We start from the raw sequence: 17,165 nt of genomic DNA on the forward strand, positions 1-17,165 counted from the left end.
GAGGTTTTTGTAATGGATGTGGTATCTGGAGGAACTATTTTTATCGTTGCTGTTGTCGTTGTTGCTGTAATTTTCTTAGGAATATTATTATCCTTTGTACCGGTCATGCTTTGGATTTCTGCACTGGCTGCTGGTGTTAGAATTAGCATTTTTACACTTGTAGGGATGAGGCTTAGAAGGGTAACTCCAAGTCGGGTAGTAAATCCGCTAATTAAAGCCCATAAAGCTGGAATCAATGTAACAATTAATCAGCTTGAAAGCCACTATTTAGCTGGTGGTAATGTAGACAGAGTGGTAAATGCACTGATTGCCGCACACCGTGCCAACATCGAACTATCATTTGAGCGTTGTGCAGCGATTGATCTTGCTGGACGTGATGTTTTAGAAGCGGTGCAAATGAGTGTTAATCCAAAAGTAATTGAAACACCATTCATCGCCGGTGTTGCCATGAATGGGATTGAAGTAAAAGCAAAAGCAAGAATTACTGTACGTGCAAATATCGACCGTCTCGTTGGTGGGGCTGGTGAAGAAACCGTTGTTGCCCGTGTTGGCGAAGGGGTTGTTTCAACAATCGGTTCATCGGATAGTCATAGCAAGGTCTTGGAAAATCCCGATTTAATCTCGCAAACGGTGCTTGCAAAAGGACTTGATGCTGGTACAGCTTTTGAAATTCTGTCGATTGATATTGCGGATGTTGATATCGGTAAAAATATCGGTGCCGAGCTTCAAACAGAACAAGCGGAAGCAGATAAGAAAATTGCCCAAGCAAAGGCTGAAGAGCGCCGGGCAATGGCAGTAGCACAAGAACAAGAAATGAAGGCAAAAGTACAAGAAATGAGAGCAAAAGTTGTCGAGGCGGAAGCAGAGGTACCACTTGCGATGGCTGAAGCGCTTAAATCAGGTAATATTGGTGTCATGGACTATATGAACATTAAAAACATTTCCGCAGATACAGATATGCGAGGATCCATCGGGAAGATAACAGGCGAGAAAAAGGACGATCAGTAAAACCCACTTTGTTTAAAAAAGGAGGGTGGAGTTTTTGGAAACACTATTATTTATGATTATTGTCGGTATTATCTCAGCTATCTTTGGTAAAGCAAAAAGTAATCAAGGACAATCGAAAAATAAGCCGTTTTCAATGAATGGGATGGAAGATATTCGAAAACTTTTTAACGAGCTTACCAATAATGAACCAAGAGAAACGAGCCCGATGGAAGAATCAAGCAAAATAAGTCCAATTAAGGCTGAACAAAAAGTAGAAAAGCTACAAACTAATTTAAATAATCTCGAAAAAGAATACCTAAAAGTACGACAAGAGTCAGAATCCAGTCGAATTGGAATGGCTATATCTCGGCAGCAAAGCGAAAAACTCAAAGATCAGGCAAAGACTGAAAGGCATGAAGAAGGAGAAACCATTATTTCTGAATATCCAGATGCAAAAACACTGGTGAATGGAATTGTATGGTCAGAAATTCTTGGAGAGCCGCGCTCAAAGAAACCTTATTTTGCAAAAAGAGGCTAGTTTGATTTTAAAAGGTACCAAATAGAAAAAGATGTGCTAGAACCCCCTTTCATTTCATAAATATGAGATGAAAGGGGGTTCTTTTTTTATGGCAAAAAAATGGAGCCAACGGATCCGGAACTGGATGGCTAATAAAATGGATCTTCCTCAAGATGTCATGATGGATCTGCCTCGTATTACGATGATTGGCCAAATCCATGTATATATTGAGAACCACCGAGGCTTGCTTGCCTTTACAGATAAAGAACTCCGTTTGCTGTTAAAGAAGGGCCAATTGTTGATAAAGGGTAAGTCTTTTGTAATTAAAACGATTTTACCTGAAGAAATTTTATTAGAAGGTCAAATTGATCAGGTCATTTATATAACGGATAATCCAGGAGGAACAAAATGAAAAACCAGTGGATTGAATTTCTCTATGGCAGGGTTATAGTAAAAGTATCTGGAAAGGGGCTTGAGCGCTTTTTAAATGTGCTGACGAGGGATGGTCTTCATATTTGGAACGTAAAACGGCATGGAACGGAAACCATTACCTTTAAGATGAGACTTCGGGATGCCAAGAACATTAGAATTTATGCAAGGAAAAGTGACTGTTCGATTAGATTTTTACAAAGAAGCGGAGTTCCTTTTTTATTCAAAAGATTGTTAAAAAATAGCGGCTTTATGATAGGAGGAGCTATTTTCCTGTTCATCATTTTTTTCTTATCGAATGTGATTTGGGGCATTGAGATAAAAGGGGCCAAACCAGCTACAGAGTATAAAATTCGAAAAGAATTGGACAAGATGGGTGTAAAAATTGGCAAGGTTCAATTCTTTGTTGATAATGTCGAAGGTATTCAAAGGAAATTAACCAATAATATCGGTGACCTTACTTGGGTTGGTGTGGAATTAAACGGGACAACCTACCATCTTCAAGTGGTTGAAAAAAATGAACCCAAAAAGCAGGAGCATTTAGCACCGCAAGATCTTATTGCCAAAAAGAAGGCTATTATTGTGAAAATGTTTATTGAGAATGGCCAAAAGGTTGTAGATATTCATGATCATGTGGAAGAGGGTCAATTGCTTGTTTCAGGTGCATTTGGACAAGAAGGGAAACAAGAGCTAGTTGCAGCAAAGGGAGAGGTTTGGGGAGAAACCTGGTATAAAAGTCATGTAAAACTCCCTTTGGTAACTAAATTTCACGTATATACGGGCAAGGAAAAGCAAAAGCACTCTATTTTACTGGGAAAATTAGAAATACCTGTTTGGGGTTTTGGAAAAACGGAATTCAAAGAATTTGAAACAGAAAAAGATGTTCGCAAAATTCATTTTTTAAAGTGGGAATTGCCAATATCTTATATTCATAAAACGATCCGAGAGCGGGAATCATTTACCCGCGAATATACTAATGAACAGGCCGAACAAATTGCGCTTGAGTTGGCTAAAAAAGAAATAAAAGGTCAATTAGATGAAGATGCTATAATAAAAGATGAAAAAATTTTACACAAAGCGAATGAAAATGGTAAAGTTATACTAGATATTCATTTTAAGATAATTGAAAATATTGCAGTCGGACAACCGATTTCCAAGGAGACTCCTGAATGATAGAAAAGTTAACAACGATAAATGTGCAGCTTGAGAATCCAGCGGAGGCCATTACCCTGCTGGGAAATTCTGATCAAAATTTAAAAATTATTGAACAAGAGCTTGATGTTTCCATCATCACAAGAGGTGAATCTGTTAGCTTGTCAGGCGACGCGGAGAAGGTCAGTCTAGCCGGACAAATAATAGATAAATTAATGTTTGTCATTCGCAAGGGTATTAATATTAGTCAAAGAGACGTCTTATATGCCATCCAAATGGCAAATAAGGGAACGCTTGATTACTTTGTCAATTTGTATGACGAGGAAATCGGCAAAAATGTCAAAGGCAAATCTATTCGGATTAAAACCCTCGGACAAAGGCAATATGTTATGGCTATTAAGAAGCATGACCTTGTCTTTGGGATTGGGCCAGCGGGAACAGGAAAAACGTATCTTGCTGTTGTTATGGCCGTCAATGCCTTAAAAAATGGTCAGGTGAATAAAATCATCTTAACAAGGCCAGCGGTTGAGGCAGGGGAAAGTCTTGGGTTTCTGCCAGGGGACTTAAAAGAAAAGGTAGATCCTTATTTAAGACCGTTGTATGATGCTTTAAATGACGTTTTAGGGGCAGAGCATACACAAAGGTTAATCGAACGTGGGACGATTGAAATTGCCCCGCTAGCATATATGAGAGGCCGCACGTTAGATGATGCCTTTGTGATATTAGATGAGGCTCAAAATACTACTGATAAGCAAATGAAAATGTTTTTGACTAGACTCGGTTTTGGATCGAAAATGGTGATAACGGGTGACCAAACACAAGTTGATTTGCCGAGAGGTGCAAAATCTGGGCTAATTGTGGCAGAAGAAATTTTACAAAATGTTAATGGCATATCATTTATCATATTAGAACAAGGTGACGTTGTCCGTCATCCGCTGGTCGGCCGAATCATTGAAGCTTATGAGAAAAAAGCTATCCAAAATAAAAATGAGGGGTAAGCCTGTTGAAGGTTTATCCCTTTTTCTCTTTAAATTAAACTTCATCTTTAATAAGGTGAAACTTCTCGGAAAAACTGTTATCATTTTACATAAAGCACACTTTCACCAAATATTAGCTTATTCTTTTGGAATCAGATGAAAATATATCCTGGGCTGTGGTTAGGGGGATTTAGTTGGATAAACTACAGAAATACTTCATACGGATACGAAAACTGCTTGATAATACTTTTTTTCGAATACTATTTTTTATCATATTAGGGATTGTCCTTTATGCAGCTATGTATAGTAATGTGAAACCAGAAAAACTAAATGTAAGTTTGTTTTCAGTTGCTGAGAAAACAATCCGTTCCCCAGGGACAGTAGAGGACAAAAAAAGTACTGAAAATAAGCGTAAAGATGCTCGTGACCAAGTGCAGGATGTCTATGCCTTAAAAAAAGAATACACCCAAAACCGAGTCGATTTAATTACCTCCATCTTTCAATCAGCGGTAGAGGTCAATGATGAAATAAAGGAGGAAGTGAAGAAGCAGCAAGAAACAGCAACTATGGAAAAACCGGCAAAAGGGGAACCAAGTGTAGCAGACAAAGTAACCAAGTTAAAAGCAAAATTGACATCCACTGTGTCCGATGATCTATCTGATCAGGTTTTCTCTGCTTTGGTTCAATCAAGTAAAGATGAATTGTCGATCGCAAAGGATTTGACTGTTACAGCTATCAACAATGTCATGACAAAAAGAATTTCTGCCGATGAAGTAGAAAATGCTAAAAAAAGAGTGGAAGAGGAAATAAAATATACAACACAGAATGATAATTTAAGATTAGCTGCGGTTGAATTAGGGAGATATGCAGTTATTCAGAATGAGTTTTATGATTCCGTTGCCACAGAAGAGCTCAGGCAGCAGGCTGCGGAAAGTGTAGAACCTGTGAAAATTCTCCAGGGACAGATTATTGTTGAAGAAGGAAAATTAATTAATCAGGATATTTATCGGCAGTTAAAGCTGGTTGGTCTGTTAAATAATGAAAAATCATTTAAGCCTTTCATTGGCTTAGGTATGTTGATTATCATCATGCTTTCGGCTATCTGCTATTATTTTTATCAAATGAAATCTCATCCTGAAAAGAGACAAACGCACTTATTGTTGTTTGGGATTATTTTTATCCTCTCCATTTTTATTATGAAAATTGTTAGCATGCTGCAAATATTTAATTATGCCGGAATTGGCTACATATTCCCTGCTGCAATGGGAGGTATGATAATCAAAATTTTAATTGATGAGAAGCTTGCCATTCTTATGTCGATTATTATGGCGGTTTGTGGCAGTATTCTTTTCAATGAAGGGGTTACGGGGACTCTAAACTTTTCAGAGGGGATCTATTTCCTTTTCAGTGCTTTAGCGGGTATCCTATTTTTAAGCGGTCAAAATCACCGTTCTAAAATATTACAAGCTGGTTCTTTTGCGGCAATTGTCAATCTGTTGACGATTCTAGCGTTACTGTTTTTGCCAAATGGACAGTTTTCATGGCTTGAATATGGTTACTATTTTATTACTGCTCTTGTCTCAGGAATTGGATCTGCTGTGTTAACAATTGGATTTCTGCCTTTCCTTGAGGCAAGTTTTGGGATTCTTTCAACGATGAGACTAATTGAACTTTCAAACCCTAACCATCCGCTTTTAAGGAAAATTTTAATCGAAGCACCCGGTACTTATCATCACAGTGTGATGGTAGCAAATTTAGCCGAAACTGCCTGTGAGGCAATTGGGGCAAATGGCCTTTTGGCAAGGGTTGGAAGCTATTATCACGATATTGGAAAAACAAAAAGACCGAACTTTTTTATTGAAAATCAAATGCATCATGAGAATCCCCATGATCGTTTGCCGCCAGACAAAAGTGCACATATAATTATTGCCCATGTGACAGATGGAGCAAATATGTTAAAGAAACACCATATGCCTAAAGAAATTGTTGATATTGCCGAACAGCATCATGGGACAACACTGCTTAAATTCTTTTATCATAAAGCACTTCAAAGTGATGCCGAAATTAAGGAGGATGAGTTCCGTTATCCAGGTCCAAAGGCACAGTCAAAAGAGTCGGCAGTAGTAGGAATTGCCGATAGCGTTGAGGCAGCTGTCCGCTCTTTATCACAGCCGACTCCAGAATTAATTGAATCACTTGTAAAAAAAATTGTGGCAGACCGTTTGCAGGATGGTCAGTTAAATGAATGTGATATCACAATAAAGGAAATTGAAATAGTTTCCCATACCTTATGTGAGACGCTAAAAGGGATTTTTCACTCTCGGATTGAGTATCCAGAAATGACGAAGAAAAAGGTGAAGCAAGGATGAGTTTATTAATTGATTGTATAGACGAAACGAATGAATTAGCAGAAGATCAAATGCTTGAAATCGAAAGGTTAATTAATTTTGCCGCCAATAAACAGAATGTAGAAGAGCAAAGCGAAGTTTCTGTAACATTTGTTTCAAATGAAAGAATTCAGGAAATTAACCGGGAATATCGTGATAAAGATATACCAACAGATGTCATTTCTTTTGCGATGGAGGAGCTTGGTGAAGGTGAAGTTGAATTAGTAGGTGCTGAGATGCCACGTGTCTTAGGAGATATTATCATCTCAATTCCCAAGGCAAAAGTGCAGGCAGAGGAGTATGGCCATTCTTTTATTCGAGAGCTGGGGTTTCTTGCGGTTCATGGATTCCTGCATTTGTTAGGTTATGATCACATGACTGAGGATGAGGAAAAGGAAATGTTCACATTGCAAAAGGAAATATTAAACGAGTATGGACTTACAAGATAAACGAAAACCTATACCATTCATTAGCTCGTTTTCATTTGCCGTTTCAGGAATCATGACAGCACTTAAAACTGAAAGAAATATGCGCATCCATTTCATTAGCTCGGTTATAGTTTTAGTTCTTTCTTTTTACTTTTCCATTACAAAAATGGAGTGGCTATTTATCCTTTTCGTAATTGGCGGCATGTTTGCTCTAGAATTAATTAATACCGCGATCGAGCGTGTAGTAGATCTTGTCACAGTAGAATATCATCCGCTTGCTAAGCAGGCAAAGGACTTGGCAGCAGGGGCTGTCTTGGTTTATGCTGCTCTCGCGGTTGCCATTGGGATTTTCATCTTTTTGCCGTATATCTTACATATGTTTTGAGTTGGTTTTATCGATTTGAAATCGAATGGTAAATTCGGTAAAATAATTTATCAGCTTGCTATAAAAAAGCCAAGTTGATTTGTGGGAAAATTCTAATTATTTTAAATTTTATATTACTTTTTTGTTGCAAGTAATGATTTTCTCGAATTTTTGATGTAAAATAAAGGAACAGCAGATTTCTGCTGGAAGGGAAGAAGACTAGTGCACATTGAACAATTAATTGAAGAAGCAAAAAAGGCAAGAGAAAAAGCCTATGTTCCCTATTCGAAGTTTGGAGTAGGAGCAGCATTGTTAACAACGGATGGAAAAGTATATCATGGCTGTAATATAGAAAATGCCGCTTATAGTATGTGTAACTGTGCCGAACGTACTGCCTTATTTAAAGCCTATTCGGAAGGCGATCGGGATTTCGCACTATTAGCTGTTGTTGCTGATACAGACCGACCCTGCTCTCCATGTGGTGCATGCAGGCAAGTTATATCTGAATTATGCTCCAAAGACATGAAGGTGGTTTTAACCAACCTAAAAGGTGATATTCTAGAAACCACAGTCGAAAATTTATTACCAGGGGCTTTTACACCGGAGGACCTACATGCTAAATAATAGGAGTGAAACCGAATACAAGTCAGGATTTATCTCTATTATTGGCAGGCCAAATGTTGGGAAATCTACTTTCCTTAACCGTGTAATTGGTCAGAAAATCGCCATTATGAGTGATAAACCTCAAACCACCCGCAATAAAATTCAAGGGGTATTAACTCTGAATGATTCACAAATGGTTTTTATTGATACACCAGGTATTCATAAACCAAAACACAAATTGGGCGACTTTATGATGAAGGTTGCACAAAATACCCTTAAAGAAGTTGATTTGATTTTATTTATGGTAAATGCAGAAGAGGGATTTGGACGTGGGGAAGAATTTATTCTTGAAAAATTCCAAACAGTAAACACTCCAATCTTTCTAGTGATTAATAAAATTGACCAAATTCATCCGGATAAATTGCTACCAATTATTGAATCCTATAAAGAAAAATACGCCTTTAAAGAAATAGTCCCTATTTCTGCTCTTGAAGGAAATAATGTGGAACGCCTCTTAGACCAAATAAAAATGTTTTTACCTGAGGGTCCACAATATTATCCTGCCGACCAAGTTACCGATCATCCGGAACGATTTATCATTACCGAGCTGATAAGGGAAAAGGCACTGCACTTAACGAGAGAAGAAATTCCTCATTCATTGGCTGTTGTCCTAGACAAAATGGAGCGGCAACAGGGTAAAGATATCATTCATGTCATGGCCACTGTGATTGTGGAAAGAGATTCTCAAAAAGGAATTGTTATTGGAAAACAAGGAAGTATGCTAAAAGAAATTGGAAAGCGTGCCCGGGTGGATATTGAAAATCTACTAGGGTCAAAGGTGTTTTTAGAGCTTTGGGTTAAGGTTCAAAAGGACTGGCGAAATAAGATGTCCCAGCTTCGTGATTATGGCTTCAATGAGGATGAATACTAACTAATAACCCTAATTAAAATATTACCTAATTAACAAGATTATGCATGGACAACATTAACAAATTTTTCGTCTTATGATTTTTGCGCTGGCAGGCTATGATAATTGTAAGGTTTGGGATAGTTATAAGGCTAGTCTAAATATTGAAAGGTGGGGTTTTCGTTGATGGATTTTACGTGGAAAGTATTCCTTCAAACAGGCAATATTGACACATATCTTCTCTTCAAAGAGATGGAGAAGGAAAACCAAGAAATACCCGGAAATCTGAATGAAGAGCTAGCACACATCGATTTTCCCGTTTCATAAGTTTGTCTTTGCGCTACTTAGAAGGTGACTTTTAATGCTTCAAAAGTGTGAAGGCATCGTCATTAGAACTACAGATTATGGTGAGACCAATAAAATTGTGACCATATATACAAGGGAATGGGGAAAGATTGGTGTGATGGCAAGGGGAGCTAAAAAGCCAAACAGCCGTCTCTCCTCGATTTCCCAACTTTTTACACACGGATATTTTCTCATTCAACGTGGGTCAGGATTAGGAAGTCTGCAGCAGGGTGAAATCATATCCTCTATGAGATCAATCGGTGAAGACATATTTTTAACTGCCTATGCCAGTTATATTGCGGAATTAACCGATAAAGTTACGGAAGAAAAAAAGCCAAACCCTTTCCATTTTGAATTGCTTTTTCAAACATTGAATTACATGAATGAAGGCTATGAACCAGACATCCTCATGAATATATATGAGATGAAGATGTTAAATGTGATGGGGTTGTATCCAATTTTAAATCAGTGTTCCGTTTGTGGCAGTACAGACGGGCATTTTTCTTTTTCGATTCGAGAAGGCGGGTTTATTTGCCATCGATGTCTAGATAAAGATCCATACCATTTTAAATTATCACCAGCTACTGTAAAATTATTACGGCTATTTTATTTTTTTGATCTTTCAAGGTTAGGCAATATTTCTGTTAAAGAGGAAACAAAAACTGAATTAAAAAATGTGATCACTGCCTACTATGAAGAATATTCCGGTCTTTACCTTAAAACTAAGAAGTTTCTTAACTCCATGGACCATTTTCGCAATCTCTTATAATTGCCTTGTTGACAATGGTTGGAGTTTTGGTTAAAATTCTGTTTAATATCATAATTGCAGTGATGGAAAAGAGTATTTAGTTATTTCTATAAAAAGCGAACCTAGGATGGTGTGAGCTAGGGTATAGGGTACTAAGGAAGGCGTTCCTGAGCAAATAAGTGTTAGTAAACACAAATTAAAAGAGGCTGCTTTCATCGCAGCAAATAGGGTGGAACCGCGGGTAACTCTCGTCCCTATGCTTCAATAGCATAGGGACGGGAGTTTTTTATTTTTTTAGAAAAGCGGAAGCGACCTCGTTGGCTAGGCACTGTAGCTAGACATTTAAAAAGAAGGAGAGAAAAACAATGAAGGTATCAATGGAGCAAATTGTATCACATGCTAAGCATAGGGGATTTATTTTTCCAGGATCAGAGATTTACGGTGGTCTTGCCAACACTTGGGATTACGGTCCGCTAGGCGTTGAATTTAAAAACAATATAAAACAGGCATGGTGGAGAAAATTCGTACAGGAGTCTCCTTATAATGTTGGTCTTGACGCCAGTATCCTGATGAATCCCCGCACTTGGGAAGCATCTGGACATATTGGCAACTTTAATGACCCGATGATCGACTGTAAAAATTGTAAAGCACGACATCGGGCAGATAAATTAATTGAAAATGCGCTAGATGAAAAAGGCATTGAAATGGTCGTAGATGGCTTACCGTTTGAAAAAATGGAAGAGTTGGTTAAAGAGCACAACATCGATTGCCCTGACTGTGGTAGCCATGATTTTACCGGCATCCGCCAGTTCAATTTAATGTTTAAAACCTTTCAGGGAGTTACCGAATCAAGCACAAATGAAATCTTCCTGCGCCCTGAGACAGCTCAAGGTATTTTTGTAAACTTTAAAAATGTTCAGCGCACAATGAGAAAGAAATTGCCATTTGGTATTGCGCAAATCGGAAAGAGTTTCCGCAATGAAATTACCCCTGGTAATTTTACCTTCCGTACAAGAGAGTTTGAACAAATGGAGCTTGAATTTTTCTGCAAACCAGGTGAAGAATTAAAATGGTTCGATTATTGGAAACAATTTGCCAAAGAATGGTTGCTGGCATTAGGTCTTACTGAAGAAAATTTAAGACTGCGCGACCATTCTGAAGATGAACTTTCTCACTACAGCAATGCGACAACTGATTTTGAATTTAAATTCCCGTTTGGCTGGGGAGAATTATGGGGAGTTGCTTCAAGAACGGACTATGATTTGAAACAGCATATGGAGTATTCCGGTGAGGACTTCCATTATCTTGATCCGGAAACGAATGAGAAATATGTCCCATACTGTATTGAACCATCACTGGGTGCGGACCGGGTAACGCTTGCATTCTTGATTGATGCCTATGAAGAAGAGCAACTTGAAGATGGAACTTCTAGGACGGTGATGCATTTCCACCCGGCTTTAGCGCCATTCAAAGCAGCAATTCTTCCTTTATCGAAGAAGCTGTCAGAAGAAGCAAGAGAAGTATTTACCGCTTTATCTAAGCATTTCACGGTGGATTATGACGAAGCCGGTTCCATCGGTAAACGATATCGTCGCCATGATGAAATTGGTACACCATACTGTATTACTTATGATTTTGATTCAAAAGAAGACAACATGGTTACAGTTAGAGACCGGGATACAATGGAACAAAAACGTTTACCGATTGCTGAACTTGTCAGCTTTTTGCAGGATAAGATAATGTTTTAATGAAAAGGTGCGGTTTTCTACCGCACCTTTTCTGTAGTATAGACAGCGAATCCATTTCAAATAAAATATAATTAGGATATAATATTTCTATTAAAGTATGTCATTTAATTAAAACATAGAGAAATCTCAAGGTGGTGAGGACAATCGAACTGACTAAACGTCAAGAACATATATTGCAAATCGTTAAAGACAATGGACCGATAACAGGTGAACAAATTGCTGACCAACTAAGCTTGACTAGAGCTACATTAAGGCCGGATCTTGCTATCTTAACGATGGCTGGCTTTTTAGATGCCAGACCGCGTGTCGGCTATTTTTATTCAGGGAAATCAGGTACACAACTACTGACGGAAAATCTGCAGAAGATTTATGTCAAGGATTATCAGTCTATCCCAGTAGTAGTGAGTGAAAATGTATCTGTTTACGATGCCATTTGCACGATGTTCCTTGAAGATGTTGGTACATTATTTGTAGTTGACCCAAACTCTATTCTAGTTGGCGTTCTTTCAAGAAAGGATTTGCTTAGAGCCAGCATTGGAAAACAGGAACTTACAAGTATCCCTGTACATATTATTATGACAAGGATGCCCAATATTACCATGTGTGAACGAGATGATTTATTAATTGAGGTCGCTAAAAAATTGATTGAAAAGCAAATAGATGCCCTACCGGTGGTAAAAAAATCAGAAAAAGGTTACGAGGTAATTGGCAGAGTAACAAAAACAAACATCATTAAAGCGTTTGTTTCGTTAGGCGACGAGTAAATCAATATAAGAGGAGCTGTTGAGGAAGAATGAATTTGCCAATTATTTATGTTGTATCTGATTCTGTAGGTGAAACTGCTGAATTAGTTACAAAAGCGGCGATAAGCCAGTTTAATGGTGTGGGAATGACGTTAAAAAGGTTTCCATATGTAGAAGATAATGAACATATTGATGAAGTATTATCGCTTGTGTCTCTTGATAAGGGAATGATTGCCTTTACACTTGTTAAACCAGAAATGCGTACATATATAAAGCAAAAAGCGGAACAAGAAGCGATTATCGCTGTTGATTTAATGGGTCCAATCATGGATCAAATCCAGGTTTTCACTGGTAAGGCACCATTATGTGAACCAGGACTTGTCAGAAAGCTCGATGAGGATTACTTTAAAAAGGTGGAAGCCATCGAATTTGCTGTCAAATATGATGATGGCCGCGACCCAAGAGGAATATTAAAAGCAGATATTGTTTTGATTGGGGTGTCCAGAACCTCCAAAACGCCATTATCACAATACTTGGCACATAAGCGCCTAAAAGTGGCGAATGTCCCGCTCGTTCCAGAGGTTGACCCACCGGAAGAACTTTATAAAGTTCCAATTGAAAAGTGCTTTGGGTTAAAAATTAGCCCGGAAAAGCTAAATAATATTAGACGGGAACGATTAATCTCATTAGGTTTAAATGATCAGGCGAGTTATGCGAATATTGAGCGAATTAAAGAGGAATTAACCTTCTTCGAAAATGTAATGAACAAAATTAAATGTCCAGTTATTGATGTGACCAATAAAGCTGTTGAAGAAACAGCAAATGTCATTCTAAATTATATTCAAAAAGGTAGACCCTAACACATAATCTGTTGATTATGTGTTTTTTAAACAAAAGAAAAAGAAAAATTATAAGAAAAAATTATGGCAAAATGATATTGAATATACTATAATAAAAAATTGTGATAAAAATGTATCTTTTTAGGTTTAGAGTTGCTTGGGAACGAATAAACTATTTATTGTTAGATGTCAAGGCAAGCCCCTAAAAAAAATTCGACATAAATCCTTTTATAAAAGTTATTTCTTAAAGAAGGAATATGCGGAGTGATGTAGAATTAATACTTAAGTAAAAAGCATTCCGACAATTTTTGTCGATGCAGATTCATGTCCGGTTAAAGAGGAGATTGTCGAAATTGCTTACAATTTTTCCACACCTTTCCTTTTTGTTGCTTCCTATGATCATCATGTGAAAGACAAGACTACATATGCAGCCTGGAAATATGTTGATTCTGGAAAGGAAGCCGCCGACCTGTTATTATGAACCATGCAAGTAAAGGAAATATTACTATAACACAGGATATTGGACTTGCATCCACATTACTGCTTAAGGGTGTTCAAGTTTTATCCCCGAGGGGGGTTGTATTTGAGGAAAAAGCGATACAAACTGCCCTTGACTTACGTTTCCTAAATGCGAAGGCAAGAAAAAGAGGAGTTTATGGAAAAGGGCCAAAACCTTTTCAATCGGAAGATCGAGTTAGATTTACGGTAGAATTAACAAAAATTTTGTCGAAATTTGCAGGAATTTAATTAGTTTCTGCCGAATACCTGTAATACAATTGGAGTTGTTTTCATGGCAGACCGTATTGCCGAAGAAAAGATTGATCAAATTCGTCAGACTGTTGATATTGTCGAGATAATCAGTGATTATGTTCAGCTGAAAAAACAGGGGCGAAATTACTTCGGACTATGTCCTTTCCATGGAGAAAGTACCCCATCATTTTCAGTGTCACCCGACAAACAAATTTTCCATTGCTTTGGCTGCGGAGCTGGTGGAAATGTTTTTTCTTTTTTAATGGAGCTTGAGGGGGTCACATTCCAGGAAGCCGCCATTAAACTAGCGCAAAAGGTAAATATTGACCTTGAAATTAACTTGTCTCCGGCACTTGGTGAGAAAAAAGTTTCCAAAGAACTTCAAGCCATGTATGATGCTCATGAGTTGTTACGGAAATTTTATCATCACTTGCTGGTAAATACAAAAGAAGGTCAGCATGCGTTGGAGTATTTGCTAGGGAGAGGTTTTACTAGGGAATCAATTGATAAGTTTCAAATTGGCTACTCCTTAAATTCATGGGATTTTGTTTATAAATTCCTTTCAAAAAGGGATTTTTTGCCTGAATGGATGGAAAAAGCCGGATTAATTATCAAGCGTGAAAGGGATGGAACTTATTTCGATCGCTTCAGGGATCGCATTATGTTTCCGATTTTTGACCGAAATGGCAATACGATTGCTTTTTCAGGGAGATCACTCGGGCTTGATGAGCCAAAATATTTAAATAGCCCTGAGACAGCAATCTTTAATAAAAGCAAAATTTTATATAATTATCATTTGGCTAAACCAAGTATAAAAAAAATGCAGCACGCTATTTTATTTGAGGGATTTGCCGATTGTATAGCTGCACAACGGTCTGGAGTAGAGAATGGTATTGCCACAATGGGGACATCCTTGACAGATGAACATATATCCCTACTTAGGCAAAGCTCTCAATCCGTAACCATCTGCTATGATTCTGACAAAGCGGGAATTGAAGCTGCTTTCAGGGCAGGAAATCACCTTAATGATGCGGGTTTTCAAATCAAGATAGCAATAATGTCAGATGGAATGGACCCTGATGAATACATTAAGAAAAATGGTCCTGAAAAATTCCGCAATGAAGTGTTAGGGGCAAGTTTAACCTGGATGGCCTTTAAATTTCTTTACTTTCGAAGAGGAAAAAATCTTCAGATTGAAGGAGAACGGCTTGCATATATCGAAGTCATAATTAAAGAAATCAGCAAATTAACTAAAGCTGTTGAAAGAGATCACTATTTGCGGCAGCTTGCAGCAGAATTTTCGCTTTCGTTAGATGCTTTAAACCAACAGCAAAAGCAAATTTTCTTTGCTGAAAAGAGACTTTCAAAGGGTAAAAGTGAACCGAAAAACAAGCCAATTTTACTAACTCAGCCAGCAAATAAGCTAAAGCCAGCTCATTATACGGCTGAACGGTGTTTAATTGCCCATATGTTGAAAAATCGGGAGATTGCTTATAAGGTTCAGGATTTGCTTGCAGGGAATTCGTTTAATATTGATGAACATCAGGCAATAATCACATATCTGTTAGGATTTTATGAAGATCACTTAGAACCAGACTCAAGCGCGTTTTTAACCTATATTCAAGATGATAATCTTAGAAGAATGATTGCCAATATCGAAATGATGTCGATAAATGAAGAGTTAAGCAATCAGGAATTAACTGATTATATCAAACAGGTGTTGAATTATCCAAAGTTGTTAATGATAAAAGAAAAAGAAGCGGAACAAAAAGAAGCTGAGCGTCAAAGTGATTTTACGAAAGCTGCAGCAATTGGAATTGAAATCATTCGATTACGTAAATCGCTATAGATTCCATTTTATTGTTTTGATACTGGAAGGAGGGGCCCATATGGCTGCTGAAAAATCAGCCCGTTCAAAAGAGGTTGAAAATGAATTAACTTTTGAACAAGTGAAAGACCAGTTAACGGCACTGGGTAAAAAGACCGGCGTCCTTGCCTATGATGATATTGCTGAAAAAATGGCAAATTTCGAATTAGAATCCGATCAAATGGATGAATTCCTAGAATTTCTTGGTGATCAAGGAATCGAATTAGTCGGTGAAAGTGACGAGGAAGATCCAGATATTAAAAAATTAGCAAAAGAAGATGATGAGGAATTTGATTTAAATGATCTTAGTGTTCCTCCAGGAGTTAAGATTAATGATCCTGTTCGCATGTACTTAAAAGAAATTGGCCGGGTTGATTTGCTTTCTGCTGAAGAAGAAATTAAACTCGCTAATCGAATTGAAGAGGGCGACGAAGAAGCTAAACGACGTCTGGCAGAAGCAAACCTACGCCTTGTTGTTAGTATTGCCAAACGGTATGTGGGTCGGGGAATGTTGTTTCTTGATTTGATTCAAGAAGGAAATATGGGTCTGATTAAAGCCGTTGAAAAATTTGACTATCGAAAAGGCTTTAAGTTTAGTACTTACGCAACGTGGTGGATTCGTCAAGCGATTACCCGTGCGATCGCTGACCAAGCTAGGACGATTCGTATTCCCGTGCATATGGTTGAGACCATTAATAAATTGATTCGTGTCCAACGTCAGTTACTTCAGGATCTTGGACGTGAACCTACACCTGAAGAAATTGGTGAAGATATGGATTTAACACCAGATAAGGTAAGGGAAATACTAAAAATTGCCCAAGAGCCTGTATCACTTGAAACACCGATTGGTGAAGAAGATGATTCACACCTTGGAGATTTTATTGAAGACCAGGATGCTACTTCGCCTTCAGAGCACGCAGCCTATGAATTATTAAAAGAGCAGCTTGAAGATGTCCTTGATACGCTAACAGACCGGGAAGAAAATGTTCTTCGCCTCCGTTTTGGACTGGATGATGGCCGGACTCGTACCCTTGAAGAGGTAGGTAAGGTTTTTGGTGTAACTCGTGAACGAATTCGTCAAATTGAAGCAAAGGCATTGCGGAAATTACGCCATCCAAGCCGCAGCAAACGATTAAAAGACTTTTTAGAATAAATAGAAAAGCGGAAGCAATTTGTCTAGGCGCGACAAACTAGATAAAGATCGCGAAAAAATAGTTTACTTCTTAATAGGAGTGAACTATTTTTTTATTACCAGAATTTATATCATTTAGGCTTAATCTTAGTCGAAGCACTTTCTGTTTATTTTACTGAATTGTCTTTCATTTTGCAAATAGGCTTATGGAAATATTAGCAAATTATTGAGGTTTTTATTTT

Annotated in this window: 17 protein-coding genes, 1 pseudogene and 1 other annotated feature; all 18 genes and pseudogenes read left to right on the forward strand. The window is 37.8% G+C overall.

Translation table 11 applies throughout. The features are described 5' to 3' along the window. Positions 1–12 precede the first annotated feature (12 nt). On the forward strand, positions 13–1,008 hold the full coding sequence (floA, locus tag RTR43_RS18080) for a flotillin-like protein FloA (RefSeq protein WP_312473618.1): 996 nt from the start codon (positions 13–15) through the stop codon (positions 1,006–1,008). Positions 1,009–1,042: 34 nt separating this feature from the next. Then, complete coding sequence (locus RTR43_RS18085) at positions 1,043–1,525, forward strand: hypothetical protein (protein WP_312473619.1); 483 nt, start codon at positions 1,043–1,045, stop codon at positions 1,523–1,525. Between the two features lie 88 nt (positions 1,526–1,613). Next, complete coding sequence (yqfC, locus tag RTR43_RS18090) at positions 1,614–1,916, forward strand: sporulation protein YqfC (protein WP_312473620.1); 303 nt, start codon at positions 1,614–1,616, stop codon at positions 1,914–1,916. Beyond that, positions 1,913–3,106 (forward strand): sporulation protein YqfD, encoded by a 1,194-nt coding sequence (gene yqfD, locus RTR43_RS18095; RefSeq protein ID WP_312473621.1) that lies wholly within the window; start codon positions 1,913–1,915, stop codon positions 3,104–3,106. Before yqfC ends, yqfD begins: the two co-directional genes overlap by 4 nt. Beyond that, positions 3,103–4,083 (forward strand): PhoH family protein, encoded by a 981-nt coding sequence (locus RTR43_RS18100; RefSeq protein WP_312473622.1) that lies wholly within the window; start codon positions 3,103–3,105, stop codon positions 4,081–4,083. The genes yqfD and RTR43_RS18100 overlap by 4 nt, the downstream gene beginning before the upstream one ends. 173 nt (positions 4,084–4,256) lie before the next feature. Further along, positions 4,257–6,431, forward strand: a complete 2,175-nt coding sequence (locus tag RTR43_RS18105; RefSeq protein ID WP_312473623.1) for an HD family phosphohydrolase — start codon at positions 4,257–4,259, stop codon at positions 6,429–6,431. Continuing rightward, entirely contained in the window at positions 6,428–6,898 is a 471-nt protein-coding gene (ybeY, locus tag RTR43_RS18110) for an rRNA maturation RNase YbeY (RefSeq protein WP_248735712.1), read from the forward strand. The genes RTR43_RS18105 and ybeY overlap by 4 nt, the downstream gene beginning before the upstream one ends. Beyond that, positions 6,882–7,262 carry a diacylglycerol kinase family protein gene (locus tag RTR43_RS18115; protein ID WP_312473624.1) on the forward strand — a complete coding sequence of 127 codons (381 nt, stop codon included), beginning with the start codon at positions 6,882–6,884 and terminating at the stop codon, positions 7,260–7,262. Before ybeY ends, RTR43_RS18115 begins: the two co-directional genes overlap by 17 nt. 201 nt (positions 7,263–7,463) lie before the next feature. Further along, a complete protein-coding gene (locus RTR43_RS18120; RefSeq protein WP_312473625.1) occupies positions 7,464–7,865 on the forward strand; it encodes a cytidine deaminase in 402 nt (133 codons plus the stop codon). After that, positions 7,855–8,775, forward strand: a complete 921-nt coding sequence (gene era / locus RTR43_RS18125; protein ID WP_312473626.1) for a GTPase Era — start codon at positions 7,855–7,857, stop codon at positions 8,773–8,775. The genes RTR43_RS18120 and era overlap by 11 nt, the downstream gene beginning before the upstream one ends. Positions 8,776–8,934: 159 nt before the next feature. Further along, positions 8,935–9,078, forward strand: a complete 144-nt coding sequence (locus RTR43_RS18130; RefSeq protein ID WP_312473627.1) for a YqzL family protein — start codon at positions 8,935–8,937, stop codon at positions 9,076–9,078. A 34-nt stretch (positions 9,079–9,112) separates the two neighbouring features. Next, the gene (gene recO, locus RTR43_RS18135) at positions 9,113–9,865 is read left to right on the forward strand and encodes a DNA repair protein RecO (RefSeq protein ID WP_312473628.1); all 753 of its coding nucleotides are present in this window, start codon (positions 9,113–9,115) and stop codon (positions 9,863–9,865) included. Positions 9,866–9,915: 50 nt separating this feature from the next. Next, positions 9,916–10,103 (forward strand) — a binding site (T-box leader). Positions 10,104–10,209: 106 nt separating this feature from the next. Continuing rightward, positions 10,210–11,592 carry a glycine--tRNA ligase gene (locus RTR43_RS18140; protein WP_312473629.1) on the forward strand — a complete coding sequence of 461 codons (1,383 nt, stop codon included), beginning with the start codon at positions 10,210–10,212 and terminating at the stop codon, positions 11,590–11,592. Between the two features lie 131 nt (positions 11,593–11,723). Then, complete coding sequence (ccpN, locus tag RTR43_RS18145; RefSeq protein WP_312473630.1) at positions 11,724–12,356, forward strand: transcriptional regulator CcpN; 633 nt, start codon at positions 11,724–11,726, stop codon at positions 12,354–12,356. Positions 12,357–12,385: 29 nt separating this feature from the next. Then, a complete protein-coding gene (locus RTR43_RS18150) occupies positions 12,386–13,195 on the forward strand; it encodes a pyruvate, water dikinase regulatory protein (RefSeq protein ID WP_248735705.1) in 810 nt (269 codons plus the stop codon). A 274-nt stretch (positions 13,196–13,469) separates the two neighbouring features. Continuing rightward, positions 13,470–13,921: pseudogene (locus RTR43_RS18155) on the forward strand (YaiI/YqxD family protein). A gap of 43 nt (positions 13,922–13,964) precedes the next feature. Further along, complete coding sequence (gene dnaG, locus RTR43_RS18160; protein WP_312473631.1) at positions 13,965–15,773, forward strand: DNA primase; 1,809 nt, start codon at positions 13,965–13,967, stop codon at positions 15,771–15,773. A gap of 40 nt (positions 15,774–15,813) precedes the next feature. Beyond that, positions 15,814–16,944, forward strand: coding sequence for an RNA polymerase sigma factor RpoD (gene rpoD / locus RTR43_RS18165; RefSeq protein WP_312473632.1), 1,131 nt, complete (start codon positions 15,814–15,816; stop codon positions 16,942–16,944). Positions 16,945–17,165 lie beyond the last annotated feature (221 nt).

Source organism: Neobacillus sp. (genome assembly GCF_031988165.1).
Taxonomy (GTDB): Bacteria; Bacillota; Bacilli; order Bacillales; family Cytobacillaceae; genus Neobacillus; species Neobacillus rhizosphaerae.

Excerpts from the sequence above, each read along its gene's own strand:
- floA (WP_312473618.1), top strand. The coding sequence starts at position 13 with ATGGATGTGGTATCTGGAGGAACTATTTTTATCGTTGCTGTTGTCGTT.
- yqfC (WP_312473620.1), top strand. The coding sequence starts at position 1,614 with ATGGCAAAAAAATGGAGCCAACGGATCCGGAACTGGATGGCTAATAAA.
- yqfD (WP_312473621.1), top strand. The coding sequence starts at position 1,913 with ATGAAAAACCAGTGGATTGAATTTCTCTATGGCAGGGTTATAGTAAAA.
- RTR43_RS18100 (WP_312473622.1), top strand. The coding sequence starts at position 3,103 with ATGATAGAAAAGTTAACAACGATAAATGTGCAGCTTGAGAATCCAGCG.
- ybeY (WP_248735712.1), top strand. The coding sequence starts at position 6,428 with ATGAGTTTATTAATTGATTGTATAGACGAAACGAATGAATTAGCAGAA.
- RTR43_RS18115 (WP_312473624.1), top strand. The coding sequence starts at position 6,882 with ATGGACTTACAAGATAAACGAAAACCTATACCATTCATTAGCTCGTTT.
- era (WP_312473626.1), top strand. The coding sequence starts at position 7,855 with ATGCTAAATAATAGGAGTGAAACCGAATACAAGTCAGGATTTATCTCT.
- recO (WP_312473628.1), top strand. The coding sequence starts at position 9,113 with ATGCTTCAAAAGTGTGAAGGCATCGTCATTAGAACTACAGATTATGGT.
- RTR43_RS18140 (WP_312473629.1), top strand. The coding sequence starts at position 10,210 with ATGAAGGTATCAATGGAGCAAATTGTATCACATGCTAAGCATAGGGGA.
- RTR43_RS18150 (WP_248735705.1), top strand. The coding sequence starts at position 12,386 with ATGAATTTGCCAATTATTTATGTTGTATCTGATTCTGTAGGTGAAACT.
- dnaG (WP_312473631.1), top strand. The coding sequence starts at position 13,965 with ATGGCAGACCGTATTGCCGAAGAAAAGATTGATCAAATTCGTCAGACT.
- rpoD (WP_312473632.1), top strand. The coding sequence starts at position 15,814 with ATGGCTGCTGAAAAATCAGCCCGTTCAAAAGAGGTTGAAAATGAATTA.